The organism is Mycobacterium sp. SM3041 (assembly GCF_039668335.1).
Taxonomy (GTDB): domain Bacteria; phylum Actinomycetota; class Actinomycetes; order Mycobacteriales; family Mycobacteriaceae; genus Mycobacterium.
This window is the reverse complement of the sequence record NZ_JAYXBQ010000037.1, coordinates 94,496-112,546: the sequence shown is the minus strand read 5'-3', so window position 1 is coordinate 112,546 and position 18,051 is coordinate 94,496. Positions and strand designations below refer to the sequence as shown.

Sequence of the window (18,051 nt, the reverse complement as noted above, 5' to 3'; positions counted from 1 at the left end):
GAGCCCGGTCGGGCTAACCGGGTCAGCTGTCGAGGTTCTCCTGGCGACGCAGCTCGTCAACCTTGTCGGCGAGGTCCTTCTTGGCTTCAGGGGACAGGCCGACGGTACGAGCGGCAATGCGGCGGATGCCCTCATCGCGCATGTTGGCCAGCCAGGTCAGTTCCTTGTCGAGCTTCTCGTAGTACTCGTCGTCGGTGAAGTAGGCCGGCTTGATCCGGAAGAAGTTGGCAAGCGCCGCCATGGTCGCGACGGACGGGTTGGTCCGGTTGCCCGAACGCAGCTGCGACAGGTAGGGGGCCGACATGGTCACACCCTCGGCCTTGAGTGCGGCGATGACCTCGGCAGATGTGTGAGCACCGCGTCCTGGCGGGTAGACGGTGTCAAACAGCCGGTTCAGCCGAGCGGCGAACGTCATGCTCATCGGTTATTCCTCCACTTAGCGATATCTGCAGGCGTCAGTGTCACTATTTGCTGACTATCGTAGCGAGAGTTGCGCCGAGAGCCAAGTGCAAACCACGGATAACTCGATCCAGCTACCAAATTTGTCGGTTCAAAAGGCTGCGAGCTGCGGTTCTAAGGGTGGATCCCGGCGCCCGCCCACGGCCTGATGAGGCAAATTTTGACGCGTATGCTATTTTGCCCGGACCTCGGCTGCAAGTCGCGTCACAGTCTCTGTCGGGCGGTGGACGATTCAGCAATCCGGGTGCGGGGCGGTCGGTGTCGTCCAAAGTGTTTGCCGTTAGCGTACCGGCCATTAACCGGAGCGGCAGGACACGGCAACCGCCCACGCTGCATGTGGAGCGCCCCGGCCCGCCGCCCGGTGACCTGGCGAAATCGCCTACTTCTTTGCTGTTAACCCACTGTTGGGTCAGGCGGCAAGCAGCATCGCCAGAATGGCGGTATCGGGGTGGCTGATGGGGTCGACGCCGACCCTGCTGACCATCGATGTGATGGTGCCGTCCGCTTCGGCTTCGACCCAGGCGGCCCGGTGATCCAGTCCCAGGTAAGGCAGTCCCGGTAGGAGCAGACATCCGGAGGCGGCGCCCCGGCACTCCGGGAGCGACGGCGTCGTCTCGGCCGGCGGGTGGAGCATCAGCAGTGCCGTCGGCTGGTGATCGGCGAAGTATCCGGGTGTCACTGCCTCTTCGCCAACAACGGGCCCTTCGGCGAGAACGAGACCGACGGTTCCGGGCTGTGGATGTTCTGGCAGTTCTTCACGCGTACCGAAGACGGTGGTCGTTGCCAGCAACCCGGGCAGTGAGGCGACCCGGACAGCGACCATCAGTAGCTGGGCCCATTCCTTGGTGGAGTCCGGCCACCGACCCGACACCACGAACCCCTTCAATGCGCCGCCGGAATGAAACGGTGCAATCTCGACCGCTTGCCCTGACCTCTCCATGGCTGCCCTCCGGTACCTCGATCAGCAATCTGTCGATACGGCAGTGGATCGCTGATTCCAGGGTGCGGCAGTGGCGGGTTAGCACGCAAGATGCCCCGAGTGCCAGAAGTGTCACGTGAGCCGAAAGTTGCTTCCGGCTCGCGCGGTGGGCGCATCGGTGATACGAGAACGGGGCGCCGCGCAGAAGCGCGACGCCCCGTTACCCGGAAAGCGCGAGATCAGCCGAAGATCAGACCGTTGGTCTTGGTGGTCGCCGCGGCGAAGCGCTCCTGGACGTCGGCCCAGTTGACGACGTTCCAGAAAGCCTTGACGTAGTCCGCCTTGACGTTCTTGTACTGCAGGTAGAAGGCGTGCTCCCACATGTCGACCTGCAGCAGCGGGATGATGCCGAGCGGCACGTTGGCCTGCTGGTCGTACAGCTGGAAGGTCAGCAGCCGGCCGCCGAGGCTGTCGTAGCCCAGCACCGCCCAACCCGAGCCCTGCAGGCCGTTGGCGGCGGCGGTGAACTGCGCGCGGAACTTGTCGAACGAGCCGAACTGGTCGTCGATGGCCTGCGCCAGCTCGCCGGTCGGCTTGTCGCCACCGTTGGGGGACAGGTTCTTCCACCAGATCGAGTGGTTGACGTGGCCGCCGAGGTGGAAGGCCAGGTTCTTCTCGTTCAGGAAGATCGCGGCGTGGTCGTCGCCGGCCCGCGCCTCTTCAAGCTTGGCCACCGCATCGTTGACGCCCTTGACGTAGGCCGCGTGGTGCTTGCTGTGGTGGATTTCGTTGATCTGACCGGAGATGTGCGGCTCCAGGGCGCCGTAGTCGTAGTCCAGTTCCGGCAGGGTGTACTCAGCCACAGGATTCCTTCCTTAGATGATCGCGTGCGGGATCAACGACCCTAGTTGGGGTTCGTCCACAGATCCGAGACCACATTGCTCCATCCCTGCGCGCACCGCAAGGACACCCCGTCAACGGCGGTGTGATCTGTGCCTGTTGGGCCTTTAGACCAGAACGATCAGAACGAGCACGACGAGCAGGAACAACGCGATGATGCCGGCGCGGACGCACGCGACGAGTTGGCTGTGGGTGCGCGACGGGAACGCGGAATGCCACTCCGGCGATGCGCCCGATCCCGGACGCAACGGATGTGCCGCCATTGCATACTCCCTGACCTGCCAGAACAATCCTGAGTTCCCGATTTCGAGCGGAGTGAGGATTGTCACAACCGGATGTTGTGACGCCGATCATAACCGTTTGCCAGCGAGACGGGGAAATCGGGCCCCATCGGCCGCGGGTCCGATCCGCGGTCCCAGAACTACTTAGCTCGGCAAGCTTTTTCGCTCACGCCGCGTGTCGCCCTGTTGATCAACGGGGACCAATGGCCCCTTGTTTATCCCCAGTCAATTATGCGTAAGGCGCGCTGTGGCCGGTACGGCCGTCATCGGCCTGCGCCTGGCCCTGTGGATGAACCTGTGGAAACTGTGGATAGTTCTCCGATTGCTGTCATGGCGTGCTGTGGTCGCGCGCACGCCGCCCGTGCCAGCATGTACGCATGGACGATGTGCACGTGCCACAGATTGACGTCGATCAGTTGCCCGCCGAGTTCGACTCGACGGCGGTCCTGCTCGACGTGCGAGAAGACGACGAGTGGGCCCGCGGCCACGCCGCGGGCGCGCAGCACATTCCGATGAGCGAGGTGCCCGCCCGGCTGGGGGAGATCGACGGTGATGCCGCGCTGTACGTCATCTGCCATGCCGGCGGCCGGTCGCTGAAGGTCTCGCACTACCTGGCGCGCAACGGGTTCGAGCCGATCAACGTCAACGGCGGCATGCTGGCCTGGTCCGGGGCCGGCCGCGCGATCGTCACCGACGACGGCGCCCCCGGCGCCGTCTGACGGGCCCGTAGGCTGGTTCCGTGATCCAGGTCTGTTCCCGGTGCTCGACGCGTTGGAACGTACGTGATCGCCAGCGCCAGTGGTGCCCGCGCTGCCGCGGTCCGCTGCTCGCGCCCGTCGCGCAGACGTCGGCCGCCGGGCAGACGAAATCGTCGCGCGGCTATCGCTGGATAGCCGTCCGGCCGGGTCCGGCACCGAAGCCGCGTCGGCACCAGCCGCCGTTGGGGCCGACCCCGCATTACGACCACATCCCGCGCTGGGGCCTGACCGAAGAGTTCGCCCAGGCGCCCGGGCAGCCCGCCGAGTCGGAGCAGACGCATCGCGGACCGTCGACCGCGGTGGTGCAGACGGTCGCGGCCATCACGATGATCGCGCTCGGCGCCGCGGCGCTGATGCACGTCGTGCGCTACATCCTGCTGCTGATCAACCGCACCGTGCTGCTCAACCCGTGGGTGGCGATCGGAGGCAGCTGGCTCGGCGTCGCGTCCAGCGTCGTCGCATTGTTCGCGGTGCTGGCGACGGCGATCGTGTTCACCAACTGGCTGATCGCCCGCCGCGCGGCGGCCTATCACCGTGCCGGCACCACCGAGCCGCGCCGCCGCTGGGTGCTGTGGGTCGGCTGCCTCGTCCCGGTGGTCAACATGTTCCTCGCGCCGGTGTTCGTCACCGAGATGGCCACGGTCGAGAACCGCATGAGCACGTTGCGCCGCCCGATCGGCATCTGGTGGGCGATCTGGGCCGTTTCGGGTCTGGTGGTCGTCTGGTCCATCGTGGGCATGTTCGCGACCGACCCGCAGGGCATCGCCGACAGCACCGAGATCACGATCATCGGGTACCTGATGGGCATGCTGTCGCTGGCGATGGTCCTGCGCGTCTACCACGCCTTCGAACGGACGCAGGCCGACGCACCCGCGCAGCGCTGGGTCGTCGTGGACGCCGAACAAGCCGAAGAATCAGGCGCCCAATCGGCGGTTCCGGTTGAGCCCACGCCGGAGGAACCGGCAGCATAGGACCATGGGCGTGGACGGCACTGGCGGGACGGACGGCACACGCAACAACTCTTTCGTGGTCGCACATCGTGGCGCATCGGCCGAGCGGCCCGAGCACACGCTGGGAGCCTATGAGCTGGCCCTGAGCCAGGGGGCGGACGGCCTCGAATGTGACGTCCGGCTGACGCGGGACGGACACCTCGTGTGTGTGCACGACCGCAAGGTGGACCGCACGTCGAACGGCACCGGGCTGGTCAGTGAGATGAGCCTGGCGCAGCTGCGCGAATTGGATTACGGCGCATGGCATCCCAGCCGGGCCGACGGCGGCCAGAGCTCGGCGGGCCTACTCACCCTCGACGACCTGATCCGGCTGGCGCTCGATTGGGGCCGGCCGGTGAAGCTGTTCATCGAGACCAAGCATCCGGTGCGGTACGGCGCGCTGGTCGAGAGCAAGGTGCTCGCACTGCTGCACCGGTACGGCATCGCGGCACCGGCTTCGGCCGATCTCGCTCGCGCCGTGGTGATGTCGTTCTCGGCCGCCGCGGTGTGGCGTATCCGCCGGGCCGCACCGATGCTGCCGACGGTGCTGCTCGGCGAGACGTCGAGGTACCTGGGCGGCAGCGCGGCGACGACGGTCGGGGCGACGGCAGTGGGCCCGTCCATCACCACGCTGCGTGAGCACCCCGAACTGGTCGACCATGCGGCCGCGCACGGGCGTGCGCTGTACTGCTGGACCGTCGACCATTACGAGGACGTGCGCTACTGCGCCGATCTCGGCGTCGGGTGGGTCGCCACCAATCACCCGCGCCGGACCAAGGACTGGCTGCAGAACGGGTTGACCGGCGCGGGCCGGGACTCCGGCCAGGACGCGGAGGCCTGACGGCTAGAGGTTGCCGCCGGCGGCCTCGGGTGCGGTCGGGTCGGCGGCACCCGTGCCGGCCAGTTCGCGGGCGACGAAATCCTCGAGATTGAACAGGTTTTCGCCGGCGCGGTCGGCGATCTTCACGAGCGTGGTGATGGTTGCGACCTCTTCGACCTGTTCCTTGAGGAACCACTGCATGAACTGCTCGCCGAGGTAGTCGCCCTCTTCGCGGGCGACGCTGGCCAGCCGGCTGATCTGTTCGGTGACCACGCGTTCCTGGGTGAGCGCGAGCTTGAGGGCCTCGGTCGGGGAGGCGAAGCTGTTGCGCACCGGGTCGACGCCCGGGATCTCGACGTCGATGTCCCGGTCGAGCAGATACTTCACCAGCATCATGGCGTGATTGCGTTCTTCGACGGCCTGCGCATAGAAGTGCTTGGCGAGCTGTGGGAGGTCTTCTCCATCGAAGTAGACGGCGACGGCAATGTATTGCTGAGACGCGCCGAATTCGCTCCGAATCTGTTCTTGGAGCAGTTGGTGGAATTTCGTCTCGAGGCGCGTCACGTCGGTCATGAAAATGAAGATAGTGCAGGTCAAATGGCCTTGTCATGCAAGGTCAACCTAATTCAGGAAAGCATATCCTTACCCGCTGTGACGTATGCAATATCCATTAATTCGAATTGCTGAATACGAATAGAGGTAAGGCTTGGCTGCCGTCCGGCGGAATTACGCGGGATGCAGCCAGCCCAAATGGCGGGCGGCCAAGGCATAGCCCACGAACGCCACGGCATCGATCACGCCGTGCCCGATGATCAGCGGCCACAGCCGGCCGGTGCGCCGCCAGGTGTACCCGAACACCAGGCCCATCGCGATGTTGCCCAGTCCGGCGCCGAACCCCTGATACAGGTGATAGGTGCCGCGCAGCAGAGCCGACAGGATGAGTGACTTGGTCGCGGAGACGTCCAGCTGGCGCAGGCGCGTCAGCAGGAACCCGACCACGATGATCTCTTCGGCCCAGGCGTTCGCGAACGCCATCAGCAGCAGGACCGGAATGCGCCACCAGGTGTCGCCCAGCGTGCTGGGGACGACGTCGACGCCGATGCCCAGCGCGCGGCCGGCGACGTAGAGACCGAGACCGGGCAGGCCGATCAGCGCGGCCAGTCCCAGGCCGCCCAGTAGGTCGGGGCGCCACCGGAAGCGCCCCAGGCCTATCGTCGCGGGCCGGAAGCCGCTGCGCCACAACAGGTACAGCGCCAGGAAGCCCCAACCGACCAGGGTGAAGACCGGGCTGAGATTGAGCAGGAAGTCGATGAAGTCGATCGGGGAGCGGCGGTGGTTGAGCGCCACCTTCTGCCCGGACAACCCGAGGATGACGGCCTCGGCCAGGCTGACGACGGCAGTGTAGGCAGACAGGCCGAACGTCACCGCCAGCACCACGACGATCTCGAGGCGCAGCGCGCGACGTTCGGTGTGCTCCTGCTGCGGCCCCGTCATCGCAGCTACGGTAACCGCGCCGGTCTAATGCTCTTCGCGCAAGCGGCTCATCGGCGCCCTCAGAGCTTGCGCGCGCGGAGCCCGTTGAGGAACGGGCAGCCCATCAGGATGCGGATGGCCCGGCTCAGGCTGGTGACATCGTCGACGGGCTTGGTGAACGGCAGCCGGACGTCATGGTCGCCGTCTTCGCGTTCGATGCGCAGCTGGACGCCGTAGCGGTCGAGGCCCAGCGGGCGCACGTGGCCGTGGCGCAGCGTCACCGGCAGCCGGCTGGCGAGCCGGTCGACCATGTCGCGGTGTGCGCTCTCCATGTGCTGCACCCAGTGCGACTCCATGGCGCAGAACGGATCGGGCCGGGCCGCGAGGAGCGCGCCGACGGGCACCGACTCGGCGCCGGTGGCGTCGGCCACCACGACGGACTCGATCTCGAGCCGGACCAGCGTGTGTGGGTCTTCGTGGTCAGCTCCGGCATTCACCTGGAGCAGTGCCGGGTGCGGATTCTCCGACGCGACGAGGTCGAGCATGGCCGGGACGCGTGCCGCGGGCACATCGTGCAGGCGGCCGCGGAACCAGACCAGTGAGCGCACCCGTTCGCGCAGCGGTAGGGCGGCCAGGTCGGTCAGCTCCAGCATGGCGGCGACGCCGCGCGCCCCGGCGGCCGTGACGGTGGCGGCGAGCAGGCCGGACGCCGGCACGGTCAGGACGACGGAGCCGTCGGCCAGCAGGTGGTGGACCGGCGTGGTGGTCGGCGTGACGCCGTCGGCGGCCAGCGTCGCGTCGGCGGCCCGGGCGCATGCGCTGCGGACGCGTTCTGCCGTGGTCGGTGCTGCGATTGTCGTCGTGAGGTCGCGCATGTCCCGCCTTCGCTAGTAAGTGAGGTAAGCCTAAGTTAACTAGTGGATGGTGTTGGCGCAAGGCCTCTCGAAAGGCCCGCGTCGCGGGCCTCGCCGGACCGGCAGCCAGTAGGGTTGCGGCGTGGCACGCATCGCCTACCTCGGGCCGCAGGGAACCTTCACCGAAGCGGCCATGCTGCAGTTGGTCGCCGGCGACCCGGATTTCGAACCGGTCGCCTGTGACAGCTCGAGCGCGGCTGTGGAAGCCGTCCGGGCGGGGGCCGCGGACTACGCGTGCGTGCCGATCGAGAACTCCATCGAGGGCTCGGTGCTGCCGACCATGGACAGCTTGTCGTCCGGCAGCGGGGTGCAGATTTTCGCCGAGCACACGCTCGACGTCGCGTTCAGCATCGTCGTCCGGCCGGGCGTCACCGCCGATGCGGTGTCGACCATCGCGGCGTTCCCGGTGGCCGCGGCCCAGGTGCGCCGCTGGCTGGCCGTACAGCTGCCCCACGCCACCCTCGTGCCCGCGATCTCCAATGCCGGTGCGGCGCAGCAGGTTTCCGAAGGTCTGGTGGACGCCGGCGTCAGTACCGCGCTCGCGGCGGTACGGTGGGAACTGGACTCATTGGCCGACGGTGTGGTCGACGAGCCCAACGCCAGAACACGTTTCGTGCTCGTCGGCCGTCCCGGCCCGCCGCCGCCGCGCACCGGCGCCGACCGGACGTCCGTCGTGCTGCGGTTGCGCAACGAACCGGGTGCCCTGGTGTCTGCGATGACGGAGTTCTCGATTCGGGACATCGACCTGACCCGTATCGAATCTCGGCCCACGAGAACGGAATTGGGCACCTACATCTTCTTCTTGGATTGTGTCGGGCACATCGACGACGCGCCGGTCGCCGAGGCGCTGAAGGCGTTGCACCGGCGAGTGGCCGACGTGCGGTATCTGGGGTCATGGCCGACCGGGGTGGCTGCCGGTGCGGCGCCGCCGGTCACCGATGAAGCGGCGCAGTGGTTGGCGGGGTTGAGAGAGGGGCAACGCGGATGAGTGGCCGTTTGGTTCTGGTGCGGCACGGGCAGTCGGAGGCGAACGTCGCCAAACGGCTGGACACCCGGCCGCCGGGGGCGTCGCTGACCCAACTCGGTCGCCAGCAGGCCCGCGACTTCGGAATCGACTGGGCGCATCCCGTCGGCCTGGTGGTCCATTCGGTCGCGACGCGCGCACAGCAGACCGCCGCCGAGATCGCCGACGGGCTGGGCCTCGATCCGGTCGAGGCACACGGTATCCACGAGGTGCAGGTCGGCGACCTGGAAGACCGTAGCGACACCGACGCCATCGAGCAGTTCGACGCCATCTACGAGGACTGGCAGCGGGGCAAGCTAGATGTCGCGATGCCGGGCGGCGAGACCGGCCGCGAGGTGCTGGACCGGTATGTGCCGGTGCTGACGAACCTGCGGGTGCGCAGCCTCGACGATCACGACTGGTCCGGCGACATCGTCGTGGTGAGTCATGGTGCGGCGATCCGCCTGGTCGCCGCCCACTTGGCCGGTGTGGACGCCGATTTCGCATTGGAACACCATCTGCTCAACGCCGAATGCGTCGTGCTCAGCCCGATCACCGACGGGCGGTGGAGTTGCGTGCAGTGGGGCGTGAAGACGCCGCCGTTCTACCCGGGCCACGACCCACTGGCGCCGCCGGCGCCCGACCCGATGGCCTGACTATCCCGCGGCGCGCAGACCCATCGCGGGTTCTGCGCAGCCACAACCGACCACGTCGCAGTCGATGCGCAGGGTGTGTTCGGATTCGGGCAGCGCGCACGTCTCGTCGGTGCATTCGGCCGGCAGGCCGACGTGCACGATGACCGTGCCGTGGCAGTGCGCCAGCCCATCCACGCAATTGCGGCAGGTGGTGCTCATGAACTCTGTTGTAGCACCGCGGTCCGACAATGCCGCGGTGCCGCGCGGCTCAGCCCCAGCCCAACTCGTGCAGCCGCTCGTCGTCGATGCCGAAGTGGTGGGCGATCTCGTGGATCACGGTGATGGCGACCTCGTCGACAACCTGCTCTTCGGAGTCGCACATGTCGAGCAGGGCGTCACGGTAGATCGTGATGGTGTCGGGCAGCGCGCCCGCGTAGAAGGAATCGCGCTCGGTCAGCGCGACGCCCTCGTACAGCCCCAGGATGTCGGGATCGTCCGGGTTCCGCGGCTGCACCAGCACCACGACGTTGTCGAGCGCCGCGGCGAGCCGGGGCGGGATCAGGTCGAGCGCGTCGGACACCAGTTCCTCGAACCGCTGCCGGCCCATGCGTACCGGCACGGCTACGGCGCGGGCGCCGGCACCACCGGTCCGGGCGGCGCACCCCCACCCACGGGCCCGGCCGGCGGCGGCGCGGGCGCCTCCTCGAGCGGCGGGCCGTCGAGCGGCGCACCCGCCCCGGGCGGCGGTGCGGGAGCCGGCGGCGGGCCGTTGAGGAACGTGTTGCCCTGCTGCTGTTGCGGAGTGCCGGGCGTGCTGCCGTTGGCGTTCTGGTTCGACGTGTCGGTCTGCCCCGGCATGTGCTGGTTGCCCTGTGGCGACTGCGAGGTCTGCTGGCTCCGCTGGTTCTGTCCCGACTGGCTCGACTGACCGGACTGCGAACCCTGCGACGACGACGATGACGACGAAGACGAGCCCTGTGACGACGTGTCCACCGGCGGCTCGACGACCGGGATGGGCGGCAGATTCAGCCGTTCCTCCGGGATGGCCGGCGGCGCGACGGGCGACTGCCCGTTGATCAGCAGCGGGCCCTTGGCGCTGTTGACCAGCGTCGACCAGCCGCCGTTGCCGAGCGAGGAACCGATGCTGCACGACACCTGACGGCTGCCCGCGGTCCAGCTGGGCAGCGCGATGGAGCTGTAGATCAGCGTCAGCGTGGTGGCGCGCAGCTGCACCGGGGCCAGGTACTCGTCGGTGGCCCTGGTGCAGTCGTCCTTGATGTACGCCAGCTGGTCCGGTTCCGCCGGCATGACGTCGTGGTACTTGTCGGCCAGGTTCACCGCGCCGGTGACCTCCATGGCGTGCGGCGCCGAGCAGTCGACCGGGATGTCGATGGGCTGGTTGGTCGCCGGGTCGATGCCGAGGCAGGTGCCGGCCGGCCACACCTTGGACTGGTCGACGTCCGCGACCTTGCCCTTGTAGGCCAGCTGCTGGCTGTTCGGGCCGAGCAGCTGCAGGCCGCACAGCATGCGGCGCTGGCCCTTGGTCTTCCAGGCCTTGTCGCCCGACCAGACCAGGCTCACCGCGAACTTGCCGTTCGGATCGAAGCGCGGGCCGAGGTAGTCGCGCGCCGCGTTCTGGCACTGCTCCTGGCTGATCTGCTTGATCCGGGCGTCCGACGGCGGCGCGGCGTCGGGGCCGTATTCACTGCCCGGGAACGTCCGCATGTCCAGCGACTCGGCGACCTCGAAGCGGTGTTCGTTCTTGCAGTCGACGATCTCGACGGCGTCCGGCGAGCGATCCGGCCAGTTGAGGCACTCGCCGGGCTTGGCGTGGTCGAGGGTGTCACTCACGCGGCCCGCGTTGACGCGGCCGGTGTTGAAGCCGAGCCCGGTCGGGCCCAGCGAGCCGTCCGGGATGACGGTGAGGACACCGGCGATGAGCAGTCCGCCGAGCGCGGTGAGGACGAGCGCGCGCTGCGTCCCGGTGGCATGCATGCCGTGCATGCGCTGCCGCCAGGTGGTCGTCGTCTTCGGCGCGTCTGCGGGCGTGTCCAGGCCCTGTTCGACTGCCGGGGGTGCGTCCAACATCGGTTCCATTGTGACAGCCGCCGTAGGAGCTGTGACAAGAGTTGCAGTTGTACCGTTATGTGGTTGTGGCCGGGCCCCGCTACGGGCCCTCGACATTCCACGGTCCCGGCGAGAAAAGTAGTCTGACGCCCGTGATCGACCTCAAGTTGCTCCGCGAAGATCCGGACCGGGTACGGGCATCGCAACGGTCCCGTGGCGAAGACCCGGCCCTTGTCGATGCGTTGCTCGACGCTGACGCGGCCCGGCGGGCCGCCATCGCCGAGGCCGACACCGCCCGGGCCAACCAGAAGGCGGCGAGCAAGCTCGTCGGCGCGGCCTCGCCGGAGGAGCGGCCCGCACTGCTGGAGAAGGCCAAGGAACTGTCCGAGGCGGTCAAGTCCGCCGAAGCTCGTGCGGGCACGGCCGAAGAGAGGTTCACCGCCGCGCACATGGCGATCGGCAACGTCATCATCGACGGCGTGCCCGCCGGTGGCGAGAGTGATTTCGAGGTGCTCGATGTGATCGGCACACCGACCACCATCGAGGCTCCGAAGGACCACCTGGAACTCGGCGAGGCGCTGGGCCTGCTCGACATGGAGCGCGGCGCCAAGGTGTCGGGCTCGCGGTTCTACTTCCTGACGGGCCAGGGCGCCCTGCTGCAGCTCGGCCTGCTCCAGCTGGCCGTACGGCTGGCCACCGAGAACGGGTTCACGCTGATGATCCCGCCGGTGCTCGTGCGCCCGGAAGTCATGCGCGGCACCGGATTCCTGGGTGCGCACGCCGACGAGATCTACCGCCTCGAAGCCGATGATCTGTACCTCGTCGGAACGTCGGAGGTGCCGCTGGCCGGCTACCACTCCGACGAAATCCTGGACCTGTCCGAAGGCCCGCTGCGGTACGCCGGCTGGTCGTCGTGCTTCCGCCGCGAAGCCGGCAGCTACGGCAAGGACACCCGCGGCATCATCCGGGTGCACCAGTTCGACAAGGTCGAGGCCTTCATCTACTGCAAGCCCGAGGACGCCGAGGTCGAGCACCAGAAGCTGCTCTCCTGGCAGCGTCAGATGCTCGCCATGATCGAGGTGCCCTACCGCGTGATCGACGTCGCCGCAGGCGATCTCGGTTCGTCGGCGGCCCGCAAGTACGACTGCGAGGCCTGGGTGCCGACGCAGCAGGCGTACCGCGAGCTGACGTCGACCTCCAACTGCACGACGTTCCAGGCCCGGCGCCTCTCGACCCGCTACCGCGACGAGAACGGCAAGCCGCAGACGGCGGCGACCCTCAACGGCACGCTCGCCACGACCCGCTGGCTGGTCGCGATCCTGGAGAACCACCAGCAGCCCGACGGCAGCGTCCGGGTACCCGACGCACTCGTGCCGTACGTCGGCACCTCGGTGTTACAGCCCAAGTAGGAACCACGTCGGCGGGGGCATGACGGTGGCACAACCGGTGCGGGTGACGGTGCTCGGTCCGGTGCGCGCGTGGGTCGGTGACGATCCGGTGGACCTGGGCGCGCGCATGCAGCGGGCGCTGCTGGCCCGGTTGGTGGCCGCGCGCGGGCACACGGTGTCCGTCGACCGGCTCATCCACGATCTGTGGGAAGGCGAACCGCCGCCCAAGGCGCTGTCCGCGCTGCAGGTCTACGTCTCGCATCTGCGCCGCGTGCTCGAACCCGGCCGGCAGCGCCGGGCGCCGGCCCGCATCCTGGTCAGCGCCGCGCCCGGATACTGCCTGCGGCTGCCGGACGACGCCGTCGACTCCTGGTCCTTCGAAGCGAAAGTGGCTGCGGCGCAGGATGAATCAGATCCGTTGCGGCGTGCGCAGTTGCTCGACGGCGCGCTCGCCGGCTGGGCCGGCGAGCCGTTCGCGGGAGCCGGTGACGCCTTGTGGGCGGTGCCGGAGGTCTCGCGGCTGACCGAACTCCGGTTGGCCGCGGTGGAAAGTCACGCCGCCGCGCACGTCGAGCTCGGGCGCTACGGCACCGCCGTCGCGGCGCTGGAAGGACACGTCGCCGCGCATCCGGGGCGGGAAGGCGCGGCCGCGGTCCTGGCGACCGCGCTCTACCGCACGGGTCGGCAGGCCGACGCGCTCGAGGTGCTCCGCCGCACTCGCGAGCACCTGATCGACGAGTTGGGGCTGGAGCCGGGCCGCGCCCTGCGCGATCTCGAGCGCGACATCCTGCGTCAGGCCGACCATCTGGAACCGTCACGGCCCGTGCCGCTCCCGTCGACCGCGACCGCGGTCCCGGACGCCGCGCCGCGCGAGCGCACCGGGCAGGCGGCATACGGCCGCGCCGAGGAGCTCGCGACCATCGACGCCGTGGCGCGCCGCGTCGCCGCCGGCGCCAGTGCGGTGCTGTGGGTCGGCGGTGAGGCGGGCTCCGGCAAGACCACACTGGCGGCGACCGCCGCGGCCCGGCTGCGCGCGGCCGGCTGGCGGACCGTGCACGGCCGGTGTCAGGAAGTCCACGGCGCGCCGGCGGGGTGGGCGTGGACCGAGGTGCTCCGCGAGCTGGTCGATGCGACGGATCAGGACCGGCAGGCGCTGGCCCCGCTGCTGCACGACGACGCCGCCACCGACCAGGGCACGTTCTGGCTGGGGCAGGCGGTCGCCGATGCGTTGAACGCCGTCGCCGACCGGCAGCCCCTTGCGGTCATCCTCGACGACCTGCACCGTACCGACGGCCTCACGCTGGAGCTGCTGCGCCTCGTCGCCGACCGGATTCAGGACCGTCGCGTGCTGGTCATCGCGACTTACCGCCCGTCGGAGGATCGCGGCGAACTCGAGGTGGCGCGGGCCGCGCTGACGGTCCACACGTCAGCGCACCTGATCCTGGGCGGCCTGGACGCGGCGGCCACCGCCGCCGTCGCCGCCGACTGCGGCCTGACGACCAGCGGCGAGGCGCTGCGCCTGCTGCGCGAACGGACCGGCGGCAACCCGCTGTTCGTGCGGGAACTGGCCCGGCTGATGGCCGCCGAGGGGCCCGACGCGGTATGGGCATCGGTGCCGGTGGGCGTGCGTGACGTGCTGCGGCGCCGGCTGGCCCGGTTGCCCGGTCCCACGGTGACCGCGCTACGCCAGGCCGCGGTGCTGGGCCGCGACATCGACGTAGACCTGCTGGCCGAGCTGGGCCGCAGTGACCCCGACGATCTGCTCGACGCCCTGGAACCGGCCGTGCTGCTGGGCCTGCTCGACGAGCCGACGCCCGGCCGGCTGCAGTTCGCGCACGGTCTGGTCCGCGACACCCTGTACGAGGACACCTCGAAACTGCGCCGGTCCCGGTTGCATGCCGCGGCGCTGGAGCTGCTGCGCGCACCGGGCCGCTCGGTCGACCCGGCTGCGCTGGCCCACCACGCCGTCGCCTCCGCGACCGCGGAAACCGCTTCGGCGGCAGCCGATTTCGCCACCACCGCGGCTCGCGACGCGAGTTCGGTCGGGGCCCATGCCGAAGCCGCCCGGCAGTGGCGGGCCGCGGTCCAGATGCTCGAACTCGCCGCCAGCCGGCAGCTGGCGCCGAGCGTGGCGATGCTGGATCAGGACATCGAGGTTCGCTGCGGCCTGATCGCCGCGCTCGCGCAGTCCGGCGACGCCGTCACCGCGCGCAGTGAGATGAAATGCGCGCTGCAGCTGGTGTCGGGCCGGTCGCGCGATGACCTGGTGGTGCGCATCCTCACCGCGTGGGACACCCCGCTGGTGTGGCGTGACCGCGAGTACGACGAATCCGACGGCCAGATGATCGGGCTGCTGCGGCACGTGCTGGCCGGCGACGTTTCCGCGGCGGACCGGATCCGGCTGCTCAAGGCGCTCTACGTGGAACTCGAGGGCAACGACCCGGACGGCGCGCTGGCTGCCAGCACCGAGATGCTCGCGCTGGCGCGTCAGGTGTACGCCGACGATCCCGGGGCCGGCCGCCTGTTGTGCACCGCGCTCAACGTCCACGCGTTCTGCGCCCTCGGACCGGACCTCGACGCCGAGCGCGACGCGCTCGCCGCCGAACTGCTGCAGGCCGCCGAAGCCGCCGAACAGGCCGACTATCAGGCGGTGGCGCACTGGCTGCTGTCGCTGGCCGCCGGCAACCGCTCCGACCTGGCGACGGCGAAGCGCCACGTCGATCTCGCGGTGGCGCGCGCGAGCACGGGCCAGCTGGTCCACCTGCTCGGCGTGCTCGGCCTGTTCCAGGCCCGGATGTACCTGCTCGCCGGCCGGCTCGACGAGGCGGTGAGCGCATACACCGACCTGGCCGCGCGGATGGCCGAGAACGGCGCCGCCAATGGCGCGAAGCTGGCGATGGTCGGCCGGGTGACGGGTGAGTTCTGCCTCGGCGACCTGGGCACGCTGGCCGACGAGCTGGTGTTCTTCTACCGCGAGATTTCGGTCGCCGCGTTGGACGCGGCGGTGCTGGCTCTGTTCGCCCGGGGCCGCGAGGCCGAGGCCCGGGCGCTGTGGCCGGACCGCAAACCGATCGAGCGGGCCTATTTCTGGGTGCCGTTCACGGTGTTGCGGGTCAATGCCGCCGTGGCGATGGGTGACCTCGACGAGGTGCGGGCCCGCGCTGCCGAACTCGAGCGCTACTCCGGCAGCATCGCCGGGCTCGGGGTCGACGGGCTGATGGTCGGCCCCGTCGACGACGCGCTGGCCGCGGCCGCCGAGGCGCTGGACCGTCCTGACGACGCCCGCCGGTACCGCAAGGCCGCCGAGACGCTGCGGGCGCGGCTCGCGGCCGAGGCCCGCAGCTTCATCGATTAGCCGGCCAGGGCCTCGAGCCGGCTCTCCGCGAGGTCGCCGAAGACGGTGCGCATCACGCGCCGATGCCGGAACATCAGCACCGCGAGGAACGCGCGCAGCCCGAGGCTCAACTTGCCCGCCATCGAGGCGCGCTCGTCGTCCGTCATCACCGCGAGCGAGCGCGGGCCGTCGAACGACATCCGGCTGCCGGCGCGGGCGGCCGCCTCCACGTCCTCCCAGTCGTCCACCGACACGTGCTCGGTGATCAGGGGGAACAGATCGAGTTCCTCGTCGTTGATGTGCTCGGTCAGCAGCGCGGTGAGTTCGGCCAGTTCGAACGCCATCAGGAACGCGACCTTGCGGTCGCCGTTGGACAGCCGGAACGCCGCGGCGCGGGCCCGCAGCTGATCCAGGCGCGGGTCGAGCGCCGCGTGGTCGTCGGTGAGTTCGCTCAGATCGAGGTGAGCGCCGACGCTGGCCTGGATGACCGGCCACAGCACGGTGTCCTCGGTGCTGTGGTGGTGATGGATCGAGTCGCACAGCAGCTCGATGTACTGAGAGATGGCGCGCGCCCGGGCGGGCGTGCAGATGACGTCGCGGTCGCGCACGGCCTTGGCGAGCTCGGTGAGCCGGACCAGGTCGACGAGCATGGCGCGGTGCGCCAGCGTGATGCCCAGGAGGTCGGGCTCGGGTTCGCCAGGCCGGCGGGGTGCGACGGTGACGGGGTGGACGGAGGTGGGCACGGCAGACTCCTCGTGATCGGTTGTGCACAGCCTGGTGCCCGTGACTTAAGCGCGACTTGGTTGTGGCTTGTCGGTGCTGGTCACGACCGCAGTAGGGTGGCAGCCATGATCGATCTCGACCTCGACGACATGCGTGGCTGGTTCGGCTTCGGGGTGGCGGGCAACTTCGCCGGACACCTCGAACAGGCCGGGGAGGCAGTCGATTTCGTCAACGTCCGGTCCGAGGGCGGGGCGCCGAAGGGCATCTTCCCCTGGTACGCGCCGGGCAGCGACACGTTCCTCGGCGAGTTCCCGCTGTCGACCGACGCGGTGATCCTGCCGGTGAGTGACACCCCGCTGAACCTGCAGATCGAGCCCGAGGTCGGGCTGGCGTGCGAGGTGTCGTGGTCGGGCGACCGGGTTGTCGGGCTGCGGCCGTTCGCGCTGGGCGCGTTCAACGACTGCTCGATCCGCCGGCCGAACGCACCGAAGATCAGCCACAAGAAGAACTGGGGTCCGGCCTCCAAGGGGGTGGCCCCGCGGTTCTTCGCGATCGACGACCTGAGCCCCGACGGACCGACGTCGTCGCTGCGGCTGGCGAGCTTCCTCGACGATGGCAGCGGTGTCGAGCAGGCGTACGGCCAGGACAGCCCGCTGCTGGGCTACTCGTACTACGGGACGCAGCTGCTGGACTGGATCGTCGACCGGCTGGCGAACCAGAAGGGTTCGGACGACACACCTTTGGAGGATGTCGGCGCCCTGATGGTGGCCGCGGGGCACCCGGCGCACCTGCTCGTCGGCATCGGCGCGACGCGCTACACCGAGCTGGGGGAGTCCACCTACCTCAAGCCGGGCGACCGGGCCATCGTGCGCGTGTACGACACCGCGTCCGACGACGTCTCGGAACTCCGGCAGACGGTGCGGGCCGCGGATTAGCCCGGCTCACCGCCCCGATCGAGGCGTACCATTGGGGCACGTCGGGGGCACCGGCCGGAGGTATCCATGATGTTCGACTCGACCCGCTCGCTCGTCCTGACGTCCGCCGCCATTCTGGTGCTGAGCTGCAGCAGTGCGGTGGCCGCAGCCGATCCTCCCGCTCCGGGAACCCCGTGCGGCCAGGACAAGGTGATCACGTCCATCAACACCTGCGAGCCGCTCAACGCGTCGTGCACCGGCTACGACGGCATGCTGATCGGCCGCGTCGCCGCCGACGGACGGTGCGTGATCCCCGGGCTCAGCGGCACCAGCTGGTAGGGGGCAGATCGCGACAAATTTCTGGGGCAATGAGGGTGGAGCGGTCCATGAAGGAGTCGAGTAACTCGGACTTGCAACCGCGGATCGCGCGCAGCTTCGCCCGTTGGATGTCGTAGCAGAGACATAACCTGTCGG

At 69.1% G+C, this 18,051-nt stretch carries 20 protein-coding genes; 9 read left to right on the top strand and 11 right to left on the bottom strand.

Going from position 1 to position 18,051, the window contains the following annotated elements:
• Positions 1–22: 22 nt before the first annotated feature.
• From VXD91_RS09730 to VXD91_RS09715, 4 genes are all read right to left on the bottom strand, one after another.
• Complete coding sequence (locus tag VXD91_RS09730) at positions 23–421, bottom strand: helix-turn-helix transcriptional regulator (RefSeq protein ID WP_020099577.1); 399 nt, start codon at positions 419–421, stop codon at positions 23–25.
• 447 nt (positions 422–868) lie between these two features.
• On the bottom strand, positions 869–1,399 hold the full coding sequence (locus tag VXD91_RS09725; protein ID WP_061006644.1) for a hypothetical protein: 531 nt from the start codon (positions 1,397–1,399) through the stop codon (positions 869–871).
• A 218-nt stretch (positions 1,400–1,617) separates the two neighbouring features.
• Positions 1,618–2,241: a superoxide dismutase gene (locus VXD91_RS09720; RefSeq protein ID WP_043402473.1), complete on the bottom strand. Its 624-nt coding sequence runs from the start codon at positions 2,239–2,241 to the stop codon at positions 1,618–1,620.
• A gap of 144 nt (positions 2,242–2,385) precedes the next feature.
• Entirely contained in the window at positions 2,386–2,541 is a 156-nt protein-coding gene (locus tag VXD91_RS09715) for a hypothetical protein (protein ID WP_020099574.1), read from the bottom strand.
• 395 nt (positions 2,542–2,936) lie between these two features.
• Between VXD91_RS09715 and VXD91_RS09710 the strand changes: the two genes are divergently transcribed.
• The 3 genes from VXD91_RS09710 to VXD91_RS09700 are packed head-to-tail and all read left to right on the top strand — an operon-like array spanning position 2,937 to position 5,147.
• Positions 2,937–3,278 carry a rhodanese-like domain-containing protein gene (locus VXD91_RS09710; RefSeq protein WP_061006645.1) on the top strand — a complete coding sequence of 114 codons (342 nt, stop codon included), beginning with the start codon at positions 2,937–2,939 and terminating at the stop codon, positions 3,276–3,278.
• Positions 3,279–3,298: 20 nt separating this feature from the next.
• Entirely contained in the window at positions 3,299–4,288 is a 990-nt protein-coding gene (locus VXD91_RS09705) for a DUF4328 domain-containing protein (RefSeq protein ID WP_061006646.1), read from the top strand.
• 4 nt (positions 4,289–4,292) lie between these two features.
• A complete protein-coding gene (locus VXD91_RS09700; protein ID WP_064861163.1) occupies positions 4,293–5,147 on the top strand; it encodes a glycerophosphodiester phosphodiesterase in 855 nt (284 codons plus the stop codon).
• A 3-nt stretch (positions 5,148–5,150) separates the two neighbouring features.
• Here VXD91_RS09700 and VXD91_RS09695 read toward each other — a convergent pair whose 3' ends face one another.
• From VXD91_RS09695 to VXD91_RS09685, 3 genes are all read right to left on the bottom strand, one after another.
• The gene (locus VXD91_RS09695) at positions 5,151–5,699 is read right to left on the bottom strand and encodes a ferritin (protein ID WP_064861164.1); all 549 of its coding nucleotides are present in this window, start codon (positions 5,697–5,699) and stop codon (positions 5,151–5,153) included.
• A gap of 153 nt (positions 5,700–5,852) precedes the next feature.
• Positions 5,853–6,620 carry a CPBP family intramembrane glutamic endopeptidase gene (locus VXD91_RS09690; RefSeq protein ID WP_346415268.1) on the bottom strand — a complete coding sequence of 256 codons (768 nt, stop codon included), beginning with the start codon at positions 6,618–6,620 and terminating at the stop codon, positions 5,853–5,855.
• Between the two features lie 59 nt (positions 6,621–6,679).
• Positions 6,680–7,474 (bottom strand): DUF2470 domain-containing protein, encoded by a 795-nt coding sequence (locus VXD91_RS09685; RefSeq protein WP_133426197.1) that lies wholly within the window; start codon positions 7,472–7,474, stop codon positions 6,680–6,682.
• Between the two features lie 121 nt (positions 7,475–7,595).
• Here VXD91_RS09685 and pheA point away from each other — a divergent pair, with 121 nt between their 5' ends.
• Both pheA and VXD91_RS09675 read left to right on the top strand, forming a co-directional pair.
• A complete protein-coding gene (gene pheA, locus VXD91_RS09680) occupies positions 7,596–8,501 on the top strand; it encodes a prephenate dehydratase (protein WP_346415267.1) in 906 nt (301 codons plus the stop codon).
• Positions 8,498–9,172, top strand: coding sequence for a histidine phosphatase family protein (locus VXD91_RS09675; protein ID WP_346415266.1), 675 nt, complete (start codon positions 8,498–8,500; stop codon positions 9,170–9,172). The genes pheA and VXD91_RS09675 overlap by 4 nt, the downstream gene beginning before the upstream one ends.
• On the opposite strand, the gene VXD91_RS09670 is transcribed toward VXD91_RS09675, so the two are convergent.
• The 3 genes from VXD91_RS09670 to VXD91_RS09660 are packed head-to-tail and all read right to left on the bottom strand — an operon-like array spanning position 9,173 to position 11,248.
• A complete protein-coding gene (locus tag VXD91_RS09670; protein WP_061006653.1) occupies positions 9,173–9,370 on the bottom strand; it encodes a hypothetical protein in 198 nt (65 codons plus the stop codon).
• A 49-nt stretch (positions 9,371–9,419) separates the two neighbouring features.
• Positions 9,420–9,770, bottom strand: coding sequence for a metallopeptidase family protein (locus tag VXD91_RS09665; protein WP_064861169.1), 351 nt, complete (start codon positions 9,768–9,770; stop codon positions 9,420–9,422).
• Between the two features lie 2 nt (positions 9,771–9,772).
• Positions 9,773–11,248 carry a septum formation family protein gene (locus VXD91_RS09660; RefSeq protein ID WP_135356677.1) on the bottom strand — a complete coding sequence of 492 codons (1,476 nt, stop codon included), beginning with the start codon at positions 11,246–11,248 and terminating at the stop codon, positions 9,773–9,775.
• Between the two features lie 122 nt (positions 11,249–11,370).
• On the opposite strand from VXD91_RS09660, the gene serS reads away from it, so the two are divergent.
• Positions 11,371–12,627 (top strand): serine--tRNA ligase, encoded by a 1,257-nt coding sequence (gene serS / locus VXD91_RS09655; protein WP_138251119.1) that lies wholly within the window; start codon positions 11,371–11,373, stop codon positions 12,625–12,627.
• A gap of 19 nt (positions 12,628–12,646) precedes the next feature.
• Positions 12,647–15,961: a BTAD domain-containing putative transcriptional regulator gene (locus tag VXD91_RS09650; protein ID WP_346415265.1), complete on the top strand. Its 3,315-nt coding sequence runs from the start codon at positions 12,647–12,649 to the stop codon at positions 15,959–15,961.
• Here VXD91_RS09650 and VXD91_RS09645 read toward each other — a convergent pair.
• Positions 15,958–16,683: a hemerythrin domain-containing protein gene (locus VXD91_RS09645; protein ID WP_064861173.1), complete on the bottom strand. Its 726-nt coding sequence runs from the start codon at positions 16,681–16,683 to the stop codon at positions 15,958–15,960. The two genes, VXD91_RS09650 and VXD91_RS09645, sit on opposite strands and share 4 nt — an antisense overlap.
• A gap of 105 nt (positions 16,684–16,788) precedes the next feature.
• Here VXD91_RS09645 and VXD91_RS09640 point away from each other — a divergent pair, with 105 nt between their 5' ends.
• Together VXD91_RS09640 and VXD91_RS09635 are read left to right on the top strand one after the other, a co-directional pair.
• A complete protein-coding gene (locus VXD91_RS09640; protein WP_135356680.1) occupies positions 16,789–17,598 on the top strand; it encodes a DUF5718 family protein in 810 nt (269 codons plus the stop codon).
• A gap of 69 nt (positions 17,599–17,667) precedes the next feature.
• The gene (locus VXD91_RS09635; RefSeq protein WP_346415264.1) at positions 17,668–17,916 is read left to right on the top strand and encodes a hypothetical protein; all 249 of its coding nucleotides are present in this window, start codon (positions 17,668–17,670) and stop codon (positions 17,914–17,916) included.
• Positions 17,917–18,051: the final 135 nt, after the last annotated feature.

Excerpts from the sequence above, each read along its gene's own strand:
- VXD91_RS09700 (WP_064861163.1), top strand. The coding sequence starts at position 4,293 with ATGGGCGTGGACGGCACTGGCGGGACGGACGGCACACGCAACAACTCT.
- VXD91_RS09660 (WP_135356677.1), bottom strand. The coding sequence starts at position 11,248 with ATGGAACCGATGTTGGACGCACCCCCGGCAGTCGAACAGGGCCTGGAC.
- VXD91_RS09710 (WP_061006645.1), top strand. The coding sequence starts at position 2,937 with ATGGACGATGTGCACGTGCCACAGATTGACGTCGATCAGTTGCCCGCC.
- VXD91_RS09670 (WP_061006653.1), bottom strand. The coding sequence starts at position 9,370 with ATGAGCACCACCTGCCGCAATTGCGTGGATGGGCTGGCGCACTGCCAC.
- VXD91_RS09640 (WP_135356680.1), top strand. The coding sequence starts at position 16,789 with ATGATCGATCTCGACCTCGACGACATGCGTGGCTGGTTCGGCTTCGGG.
- VXD91_RS09730 (WP_020099577.1), bottom strand. The coding sequence starts at position 421 with ATGAGCATGACGTTCGCCGCTCGGCTGAACCGGCTGTTTGACACCGTC.
- VXD91_RS09695 (WP_064861164.1), bottom strand. The coding sequence starts at position 5,699 with ATGACCGACGTGACGCGCCTCGAGACGAAATTCCACCAACTGCTCCAA.
- VXD91_RS09635 (WP_346415264.1), top strand. The coding sequence starts at position 17,668 with ATGTTCGACTCGACCCGCTCGCTCGTCCTGACGTCCGCCGCCATTCTG.
- VXD91_RS09685 (WP_133426197.1), bottom strand. The coding sequence starts at position 7,474 with ATGCGCGACCTCACGACGACAATCGCAGCACCGACCACGGCAGAACGC.
- VXD91_RS09715 (WP_020099574.1), bottom strand. The coding sequence starts at position 2,541 with ATGGCGGCACATCCGTTGCGTCCGGGATCGGGCGCATCGCCGGAGTGG.
- VXD91_RS09690 (WP_346415268.1), bottom strand. The coding sequence starts at position 6,620 with ATGACGGGGCCGCAGCAGGAGCACACCGAACGTCGCGCGCTGCGCCTC.
- VXD91_RS09675 (WP_346415266.1), top strand. The coding sequence starts at position 8,498 with ATGAGTGGCCGTTTGGTTCTGGTGCGGCACGGGCAGTCGGAGGCGAAC.
- VXD91_RS09650 (WP_346415265.1), top strand. The coding sequence starts at position 12,647 with ATGACGGTGGCACAACCGGTGCGGGTGACGGTGCTCGGTCCGGTGCGC.
- VXD91_RS09725 (WP_061006644.1), bottom strand. The coding sequence starts at position 1,399 with ATGGAGAGGTCAGGGCAAGCGGTCGAGATTGCACCGTTTCATTCCGGC.